This window comes from uncultured Campylobacter sp., assembly GCF_963517995.1.
Taxonomy (GTDB): Bacteria; Campylobacterota; Campylobacteria; order Campylobacterales; family Campylobacteraceae; genus Campylobacter_A.
Genome location: NZ_CAUQHQ010000099.1, coordinates 1 through 8,231 on the forward strand (window position 1 = coordinate 1; position 8,231 = coordinate 8,231).

Here is an 8,231-nt window from a genome sequence, read left to right on the forward strand (position 1 = left end):
CTTGCATTAACGCGGCACGAGGACAAAAGCTTTATAACGACAAGCTTTTTTGAGACTAAATACGATAACTTCATCGACCTAATCTCGCTAGGCACCAAAAGCTATGCCACGGGCGGCGGCGGCAACACCATACCTTTTGCACTATACGGCAACGTAAACCGCAGCAAGGCTACCGTAAGAGGCTTTGAGATAAATTCTATGCTGCATTTTGGTCAAATTTCAGACGCGCTAGAGGGCTTTCACGCTAGCTACAAACTAACATTGCAAAAAGGCAGAGTGCAAACGGAAAACGACGGTAAAGTGCCGATGAACGCCATCCAGCCGACTACTGCAATCTACGCTCTAGGCTACGCAAGCGCGGCGGATAAATTCGGCGCCGACGTCTACGTCACTAGCGTCGCATCCAAAAAAGAAAAAGACACCTATAATATGTTCTGGCGCCTAGATACCGACCCGTACGGCAATCCATACAATACAAACAGCCACTCAAAATGGCGAAGCAACGCCTACACGCTAGTAGACGTCGTAACCTACGTACGTCCGATTAAAAATTTGACGTTTAGGCTAGGCGTTTATAACCTAACTAACGAAAAATACATCACTTGGGACGCCGCGCGCTCTATCAGGCCTTTTGGCACTATGAACATGATCGATAGAACCACGGGACTAGGTATCAACCGCTTCTACTCGGCCGGTAGAAATTTAAGGCTAAACTGGGAATTTACGTTTTAAGCCGCATTCTTATTCGGACGGGCTTTTGCCCGTCTACTTGCTTTATTTTTAGCTTATTTTTTGCTTTTAAAAAATGATAAATTTATAGTCAAATTTGACGGCTTGGTTTTAAAATTTGAAATTATAAAAATCGCCAAACCGAGATTGCTCCCGATTTGGCTTTACGCGAGAGCATTTTAAGATTTACGCGGCGCAAAGACTGACTTTGGTCAAATTTAGCGTCTGCGCTAAAGCGAGTTAAAAATCAAAACTCGCTTTGATCTTTAAAAATTTATGCAGCGTTTCCTCGTTTTCTTTTAGCGCGGCGGCATAGACCGAGCGAGTTAGCTTAAATTTAGCGATATTTATCTCAAAAAGCTTTGCTTCTCTTAGTTTATCCTCGATCAAAAATCTCGGCAAAAACGCCACGTAAGTATCGGCGTCGTTTGATATCATCGCGCGGCAAACCATTATCGAGCCGTCTAGCGAATACGCCACGTCAAGCGCATTCGCGTCTATGCCGTACTTTTGCAAAATATCGTCAAGGTAGTTTCTGGTTCTATCTTTTATAAATTTAAATTTAACCAGCTCCTCGGCCTTCACGCTTTCGGCGATTTTTTTATTTGAAACCAAAATCAGCTCGTAGTCAAATAGCTTTTTAACGAGCAAGCTGCTATCAAGCGACTGCTCCAGGATGATAGCGATGTCGCTGCGGCGGTCTTTTAGGTAGTTTATGAGTTCGCTTTGCTCTTTTATCCTGATATCTAGCTCGCTGCCTACGCTTTGAGAGATTTTATCCAGCAACATCGATATGACCGCCTCGGCGATAAGCTGCGTGGTGGCGATGACTAGCGGCGCTTTGTCCGTTTTTATGCGCGCTAGCTCGTCTTTAAAACGAAACATCGCGCTTTCAAACTGAGTACAGAGTTTGTAAAATTTCTCGCCCTCGCGAGTTAGGACGATGCCGTTTTTCTTACGCATTATTAGCGTGGTTTGTAGCGCCTCTTCAAGCTTTTTCATCTGCAAAGTAACTGCAGGCTGCGAGATACCCAGCGCTCTTGAAGCCTTTGAAAAACTACGCTCCTTAACTATCTCCATAAAGGTATAAAATTTACTAAAGTCATTGATCACATCAGACTCCTTATTATTATATCAGCTTATAAAATCATCTTTTTAACATTGTATTGATTTATATCTAAAAACGCTCTTAATCTGACCCGAATTTATAACAACGGCGATTTTTAAGCTTATTTTGTTAGAATTTAATAATCTTAAAACGAAAAAGTAGGAAATTTAATGTCCGATCTACTAGACGACCTAAACGAGAGCCAGCGCGAGGCCGCCTCGCATACGGACGGAGCGATGCTGATTTTGGCCGGAGCCGGCAGCGGCAAAACCAAAACCATCACCACTCGCCTAGCCTATCTCATAAGCGAGCTTGGCATCCCGCCGTCAAACACCCTAACACTAACCTTCACCAACAAAGCCGCAAGCGAAATGCGAACCCGCGCGCTAAATATGCTAGGCGCCGCCTGCAAAAATTTCACTCCGCTGCTTTGCACTTTTCACAAATTCGGGCTTTTGTTTTTGAAATTTTACATCGACCGCCTAAAGCGCAAAAACAACTTCGTCATCATCGACACCGACGATAAAAAGCGCATCTTAAAAGGCTTTGAGGGCGACATCGCAACCTCGGTTTTAGCTAACGAAATCTCAAATTTTAAAAACTCGCTTTTAAGCGTAGAAGAGGTTTTAAATCAAGGCGATATCTTTGCAAACGGGCAAAATTTTAAAGACGGCTACCACGCAAAGCTAGCAAACATCTACAAGCTTTACGAGGAGTACTTGGCGGCAAACAATCTCGTGGATTTTGACGACCTGCTGTGCCTTAGCTATAAAATTTTAGACGAGGACGAGGCTCTAGCGCGCGAAATCTCGCAGCGCTACTCCTACATCATGGTGGACGAGTACCAAGACACCAACGACTTGCAGTATAAGCTCCTGCGCAAACTCTGTCTAACGCACGAAAATATTGCGGTCGTGGGCGACGACGACCAGAGCATATACGGCTGGCGCGGAGCAAAAATCGAAAATATATTAAATTTTAAAGATCAGTTTAAAGACGCCAAAGTCATAAGACTAGAGCAAAATTACCGCTCGACGAGTCAAATTTTACGCGCGGCAAACGAGCTCATCGATCACAACAGAAACCGCCTCGGCAAAGAACTAAAAAGCACCAAAGAAGGCGGCGAGGACGTCGCACTAATGGAATCAGACGACGAAACGATGGAGAGTCTAAAGGTAGCCAAACGCATCAAAAAGCTGCTTGATAGCGGCGCGCAGGCTAGCGATATCGCGATCTTGTACCGCATAAACGCCCTCTCCCGTTCGCTAGAAGAAGGCCTAACCAAAGAAAAAATCCCGTATAAAATGGTCGGCGGAGTTAAATTCTACGAGCGCGCCGAGGTCAAAGACGTCATCAGCTACCTAAGGCTGGTCGCAAACGAGAACGACGACTTCTCGCTAAAGCGCGTCATCAACCGCCCAAAACGCGGCCTTGGCAAAGTAAGCCTCGCAAAGATCGAAAAAATCGCCTTCGAGCATAAGCTTTCGCTATTTGAAGCGATATCTAGCCTGGACGAAAACGACAAGGATCTAAGCAAAAAAATCGTCTCAAGCCTTGGCGAATTTGCGGCAAATTTAAGGGAGCTAAAAGAGTGCGACTCGCCCTATGAGCTAGTAGATAAACTAGAAGCAAAATTCGGCATCAAAAAATACTACGAGAGCTTGCCCGACGGCTCCGAGCGCGTGGCAAACATCGACGAGTTTTACGCGATGATAAAAGATCAAATCAAGCAAAACCCAAGCTTTTCTATCGAGGAGTTTTTAAACGAGATCGCGCTACAAAGCGAGCAGGACAACATCGGCGGCGAGGCGATCTCGATCATGAGCATTCACGCTAGCAAGGGGCTTGAGTTTGAGCATCTTTTCGTGATCGGGCTTGAGGAGGGATTTTTCCCGCTTCTAGGAGACGGTAGCGACATCGAAGAGGAGCGACGCCTAGCCTACGTCGCCATCACCCGCGCCAAAAAAACCCTGACGCTAAGCTTTGTAAATTCACGCTTTTATAAAGGCCAGCGAACGAGGCTGGAAAAGAGTAGATTTTTAAGCGAGGCGGGCGTTTGCAGCGGCAGTCTCATCATCCAAACGCAAACGCAAGCTGCGGGCGAATACAAAAAAGGCGACCTTGTTAAGCACAAAATTTTCGGTATCGGACGCGTAACGGCGGTAACTAAGATCAAAAAAGAGCTAAAGCTAACGATAAATTTCGGCGGAATCAGCCGTGAGATAATGTCTAGCTTCGTCGAAAAAGCGGTGTAAAAATGAGTAAATTTGAGGCCTTGCAGGCTAAATACTACGTCAAATTTGATCAAATTTATGCGCTCAAATTTGACGCTCGCGGATCAAATTTAAAAAACGACGCAAATTTAACGCAACCTCCAAAGGTCAAATTTAAATGAACGCGCTTTTTGTCGCAAATAAGCCCGCAGGCATCAGCTCAAATCATTTTCTAAGTAGGCTAAAGCGCAAATACGGCGTAAAAAAGGCGGGCTTTTCGGGCACGCTAGATCCGTTTGCCAGCGGCTGCCTGATCGTGGCCCTGGGCAATCACACGCGGCTTTTTAACTATATAGATAAAACGCCAAAAATCTACGAAGCGACGATGTGGCTAGGTGCTACAAGCGCTAGCCTAGATAACGAAAATATCGAGGAGATCGCGCTTTGTCCGCCTTTAAATTTAGCAGACGTAAAAGCGGCGCTAAGCGAGCTAAAGGGCGAGATCGCTTACGTACCGCCCAAATTTAGCGCCAAGCACGTGGACGGCAAGCGCGCATATGAGCTAGCAAGAGCGGGCGAGGAGTTTGAGCTAAAAAGCCAAACGATGAGCGTTTTTGACGTAAATTTGAGGGCATATATGCATCCGTTTTTAAGCTTTCGCATTAGCGTTAGCGAGGGCTCGTACGTGCGCTCGTACGCTCAAATTTTAGCCCAAAAGCTTGGCGCAAAAGCCACTCTAAGCGCGCTAAAACGCGTGAGCGAAGGTAAATTTATTTACGAAAACGAGAAGTTTTTAAATCCGCTTGATTATATTTCGCTACCGCAAAACGAATATTTAGGCGATCCCGCAGACGTGATGCTTGGCAAAAAACTGAGCGTAGAAAAGCTAAAATTTGGCGCCGAGGGGCTATATTTAATAAACTTTGATGAATTTTTTAGTATCATTGAAATCAAAGACGAAACCGTAACATATAAACTAAATAAGGTCGAAAAATGCTAATACTCGCAAGAAAAGAAGACGAAAGCATAATGCTGGGAAACGATATCAAAATCACTGTCGTAGGCATCTCAAAAGGCGTCGTAAAAATCGGCATCGACGCGCCTAAAAATATGATGATCCTGCGCTCAGAGCTAGTAGAAGACGTAGCGGCGGAAAACAAACAGGCCCTAAACGGCGCGGGCGAAGCGAGCCTAAAAGAGCTCAGCGATAAAATCGTAAAATAATGAAAAGCTACGCGAAGATAAACTCCTTTTTAAAGATCGTAGGTACTCGCGGCAACTACCACGAGATCGTCTCTCGCTTTGTTTTGCGGCGCGATATTTACGACGAAATTTTTTTTGAAAAATCAAGCGGCTTCGTGCTTGAGTGTGATAATGAAAATATCAAAAACAATATCGTTTTAAAGGCCAAATTTGAGCTAGAAAAAGCGGGCTTTAAAGATGAGCTGGACGAATTTTTCGCCTCGCATAAAATCGTGATAAAAAAGCAAATCCCTTTAGGTGCGGGTCTAGGCGGAGGCAGCTCAAACGCGGCTACGTTTTTAAAGATGGCGAACGAGGAGTTAAATTTAAAACTAACTCGCGAAAATTTGATGAAAATAGGCGCGAATATCGGAGCGGACGTGGCGTTTTTCGCTAGCGATTTCGAGGCGGCAAACGTCGGCGGTATCGGCGAGATAATAAGTGAATTTAACGACGAAGTGCCCGCGGTAGAAATTTTAACGCCGAGCGTCTTTTGCTCGACGCCTGCGGTTTACGGAGAATTTAGGGTAAATTTTATGGATAGTATCGACGTAAGTCTAGCGGCAAAAATGCGCGAGATGACGACGGCGCAGCTACTGGAGCGATACGAAAATCGCAAACTAAACGATCTTTTTGCGCCGTGCTTTAAAATTTATCCGCAGATGGATAAATTTAAAGATTTTTTCCTCAGCGGCAGCGGCGCTAGCGTGTTTTTCTTAAAATAAAAGGTAAAAAATGGGTAAGGATTTAGCCAAAAATAAAAAGGCTCTGTTTGACTTTAGCATCATCGAGACCTTCGAAGCGGGCATCGTGCTAAAGGGTAGCGAGGTAAAGGCTCTAAGGGCGGGCCGCGCAAATCTAAAAGATAGCTTCGCGCGCGTGATAAAGGGCGAGCTGTTTTTGCTAAACGCGCACATCAGCCACCTAAACACGACGCACTCGGCATTTCGCCCGGACGAAAGGGCTCCTAGAAAGCTGCTGATGCACCGCAAGCAGATAGATAAAATTTTCGGTCAAGTCACGCAAGAGGGCCTCACGCTAGTGGTTTTAGCGCTCTATCTAAACGACAAAAATATAGTAAAGGCGCGCCTTGCGCTGGCAAAAGGTAAAAATTTGCACGATAAGCGCGAGACGATAAAGCGTAAAGAAGCCGACAAAGAAGCGCGTGCAGCGATGAAAAAATACGCTTAAGGAAAGCAGATGCCATACGTAAATATAAAAATCACAAAAGAAAAAGAGGCCGTAAGCGCCGAGCAAAAGCGCGCGCTCATAGCAGGCGTGACAAAACTACTAGGCGATACGCTAAAGCGCGACGCGAGCAGAACCGTCGTCGTGATAGAGGAAGTTAGCACCGACGACTACGGCTTTGGCGGCGAAAGCATAACCGAGCTAAGATCAAAACAAGGAAAATAATATGAAAAAAACCGTAAGGGCGATTTTTGCGGCTTTAGTCTGCGCGATATTTCTAGCAGGCTGCGGCGAGGACGAGACGGCAAAGGCTCCGGTAAAGATAGAGGGCTATAAAACGGGCGAGGAGATCGCGCTAAAGAGCGTATTTGGCAAAGACCTCACGCTAAAGCGCGTCGAGGGCGGCTTTGTCATCAAGGGCGAGGAAGATAAAATTTTAATGTTTGATATATTCGGCACGTTTTGTCCGCCGTGTCAAAAAGAAGCGCCCGATCTCACTAAATTTCAGATCGATAATCTAAACGACTTTACGATAGTGGCTCTCACACACTTTGAAAACGTCACGAACGAATACGTCGTGGAAAATTTCGCGCAAAAATACAACGCCTTTTACTTCATCTCAAACGACACTAAAATCAACGACAGGCTTGCCGCGCAAATTTTAGAGGATATAAAATATGAGCGACTCGAGAGCGTGCCGATAAAAATGGTGCTAAAAGGCGGCGTATATCAGGAGCTAACCGACGTAGATAGCGGAAAATTCGGCGTGAAATACTATCTAGGCGGCATCCATCTAGACGCGATGACGAAAGATTACGAGAGAATCAAAAATGCCCGCTAAAACCGCCACCGAGCGGGAGCGAGACGTCGCCCTTAAGGAAAAACCCGAATTTCCGCACAAATTTAAGGTTATTTTGTTAAACGACGACGTTACGAGCATGGATTTCGTGGTTAGCGTGCTGGTAGAGATTTTTAATTGCGATATGCAAAGCGCGGTAGCCGTGATGCTAAAAATACACAACGAAGGTAGCGGGGTGGCGGGCGTCTATACTAAAGAGATTGCCCAAACCAAACAAAACCAAACGCTAAAAGCCGCAGCCGCAGCGGGCTATCCGCTAAAGGCCGTCGTCGAGGAAGAGTAGCCCGTAAAAACGGGCGCGCAAAAGGCGCAAAGAGGAGGAAATAATGTTTGACTCGGATTTAAGCTATCTTTTAGAAAAGGCCGGGCAGTTTGCCTACTCGAATTTTCACGAGTATCTAACCAGCGAGCACGTGCTTTTCGTGCTGGTAAATTTAAACGAAGAGACTAGAGATATCCTAGCAGAGGCCGGACTCACCGACGTCGAGGGGCTAAAAAACGATCTAAAAAACTATCTACTGCAAACCAACGAGCAGGTCCCGCACCACAAACAGCCGCGCATGACGGTGCTTTTGGAGCAAATTTTTAAAGAGCTAAACACCGAGCTAAAAGATAAAAACGTCGGTATCAGAGATTTGCTCTTTAAAATCGCGGCCAGAGGCGACACGTACGGGGCTAAAATTTTAGAATTTTACGACGTCGATCCGCAAAAGATCAAACACCACGCAAAAGACGACAAGCAGGCTCGCGCTAAAAGCTTCCAAAACCTCGCCAAATACTCGTCGAATTTAACCAAACTAGCCGCCGATGGCAAGATCGATCCGATCATTGGGCGCGAAAACGAGCTAACAAGGCTAATGCAAACGCTAAGCCGCCGCAAGAAAAATAATCC

The 8,231-nt window shown here is 45.7% G+C and carries 11 protein-coding genes and 1 pseudogene; 11 read left to right on the forward strand and 1 reads right to left on the reverse strand.

Annotated elements, in window-relative coordinates:
• Window positions 1-732, forward strand: a 732-nt coding sequence (locus tag RYL88_RS09550; protein WP_314990875.1) for a TonB-dependent receptor, incomplete at its 5' end; no start/stop codon positions are given.
• A 237-nt stretch (window positions 733-969) separates the two neighbouring features.
• On the opposite strand, the gene RYL88_RS09555 is transcribed toward RYL88_RS09550, so the two are convergent.
• Window positions 970-1,842, reverse strand: a complete 873-nt coding sequence (locus RYL88_RS09555; RefSeq protein WP_314398976.1) for a LysR family transcriptional regulator — start codon at window positions 1,840-1,842, stop codon at window positions 970-972.
• A 165-nt stretch (window positions 1,843-2,007) separates the two neighbouring features.
• Here RYL88_RS09555 and RYL88_RS09560 point away from each other — a divergent pair, with 165 nt between their 5' ends.
• From RYL88_RS09560 to RYL88_RS09605, 10 genes and pseudogenes are all read left to right on the forward strand, one after another.
• Complete coding sequence (locus RYL88_RS09560) at window positions 2,008-4,092, forward strand: UvrD-helicase domain-containing protein (protein ID WP_314990877.1); 2,085 nt, start codon at window positions 2,008-2,010, stop codon at window positions 4,090-4,092.
• A gap of 2 nt (window positions 4,093-4,094) precedes the next feature.
• Window positions 4,095-4,232: a hypothetical protein gene (locus tag RYL88_RS09565; protein ID WP_314990879.1), complete on the forward strand. Its 138-nt coding sequence runs from the start codon at window positions 4,095-4,097 to the stop codon at window positions 4,230-4,232.
• Window positions 4,229-5,050, forward strand: a complete 822-nt coding sequence (gene truB / locus RYL88_RS09570) for a tRNA pseudouridine(55) synthase TruB (protein ID WP_314990881.1) — start codon at window positions 4,229-4,231, stop codon at window positions 5,048-5,050. Before RYL88_RS09565 ends, truB begins: the two co-directional genes overlap by 4 nt.
• Window positions 5,044-5,274, forward strand: a complete 231-nt coding sequence (gene csrA / locus RYL88_RS09575; RefSeq protein ID WP_314350852.1) for a carbon storage regulator CsrA — start codon at window positions 5,044-5,046, stop codon at window positions 5,272-5,274. Before truB ends, csrA begins: the two co-directional genes overlap by 7 nt.
• Complete coding sequence (locus RYL88_RS09580; RefSeq protein WP_314990883.1) at window positions 5,274-6,017, forward strand: 4-(cytidine 5'-diphospho)-2-C-methyl-D-erythritol kinase; 744 nt, start codon at window positions 5,274-5,276, stop codon at window positions 6,015-6,017. The genes csrA and RYL88_RS09580 overlap by 1 nt, the downstream gene beginning before the upstream one ends.
• A 10-nt stretch (window positions 6,018-6,027) precedes the next feature.
• The gene (gene smpB, locus RYL88_RS09585) at window positions 6,028-6,483 is read left to right on the forward strand and encodes an SsrA-binding protein SmpB (protein WP_185897726.1); all 456 of its coding nucleotides are present in this window, start codon (window positions 6,028-6,030) and stop codon (window positions 6,481-6,483) included.
• Window positions 6,484-6,492: 9 nt separating this feature from the next.
• Window positions 6,493-6,705, forward strand: a complete 213-nt coding sequence (locus RYL88_RS09590; protein ID WP_002946585.1) for a 4-oxalocrotonate tautomerase family protein — start codon at window positions 6,493-6,495, stop codon at window positions 6,703-6,705.
• Between the two features lies 1 nt (window position 6,706).
• On the forward strand, window positions 6,707-7,321 hold the full coding sequence (locus tag RYL88_RS09595) for a TlpA family protein disulfide reductase (protein WP_314990886.1): 615 nt from the start codon (window positions 6,707-6,709) through the stop codon (window positions 7,319-7,321).
• Complete coding sequence (locus tag RYL88_RS09600) at window positions 7,311-7,622, forward strand: ATP-dependent Clp protease adaptor ClpS (RefSeq protein ID WP_314990887.1); 312 nt, start codon at window positions 7,311-7,313, stop codon at window positions 7,620-7,622. The genes RYL88_RS09595 and RYL88_RS09600 overlap by 11 nt, the downstream gene beginning before the upstream one ends.
• Window positions 7,623-7,665: 43 nt before the next feature.
• Window positions 7,666-8,231: pseudogene (locus RYL88_RS09605) on the forward strand (Clp protease); the annotation flags it as partial.

Excerpts from the sequence above, each read along its gene's own strand:
- RYL88_RS09560 (WP_314990877.1), top strand. The coding sequence starts at position 2,008 with ATGTCCGATCTACTAGACGACCTAAACGAGAGCCAGCGCGAGGCCGCC.
- RYL88_RS09565 (WP_314990879.1), top strand. The coding sequence starts at position 4,095 with ATGAGTAAATTTGAGGCCTTGCAGGCTAAATACTACGTCAAATTTGAT.
- truB (WP_314990881.1), top strand. The coding sequence starts at position 4,229 with ATGAACGCGCTTTTTGTCGCAAATAAGCCCGCAGGCATCAGCTCAAAT.
- csrA (WP_314350852.1), top strand. The coding sequence starts at position 5,044 with ATGCTAATACTCGCAAGAAAAGAAGACGAAAGCATAATGCTGGGAAAC.
- RYL88_RS09580 (WP_314990883.1), top strand. The coding sequence starts at position 5,274 with ATGAAAAGCTACGCGAAGATAAACTCCTTTTTAAAGATCGTAGGTACT.
- smpB (WP_185897726.1), top strand. The coding sequence starts at position 6,028 with ATGGGTAAGGATTTAGCCAAAAATAAAAAGGCTCTGTTTGACTTTAGC.
- RYL88_RS09590 (WP_002946585.1), top strand. The coding sequence starts at position 6,493 with ATGCCATACGTAAATATAAAAATCACAAAAGAAAAAGAGGCCGTAAGC.
- RYL88_RS09595 (WP_314990886.1), top strand. The coding sequence starts at position 6,707 with ATGAAAAAAACCGTAAGGGCGATTTTTGCGGCTTTAGTCTGCGCGATA.
- RYL88_RS09600 (WP_314990887.1), top strand. The coding sequence starts at position 7,311 with ATGCCCGCTAAAACCGCCACCGAGCGGGAGCGAGACGTCGCCCTTAAG.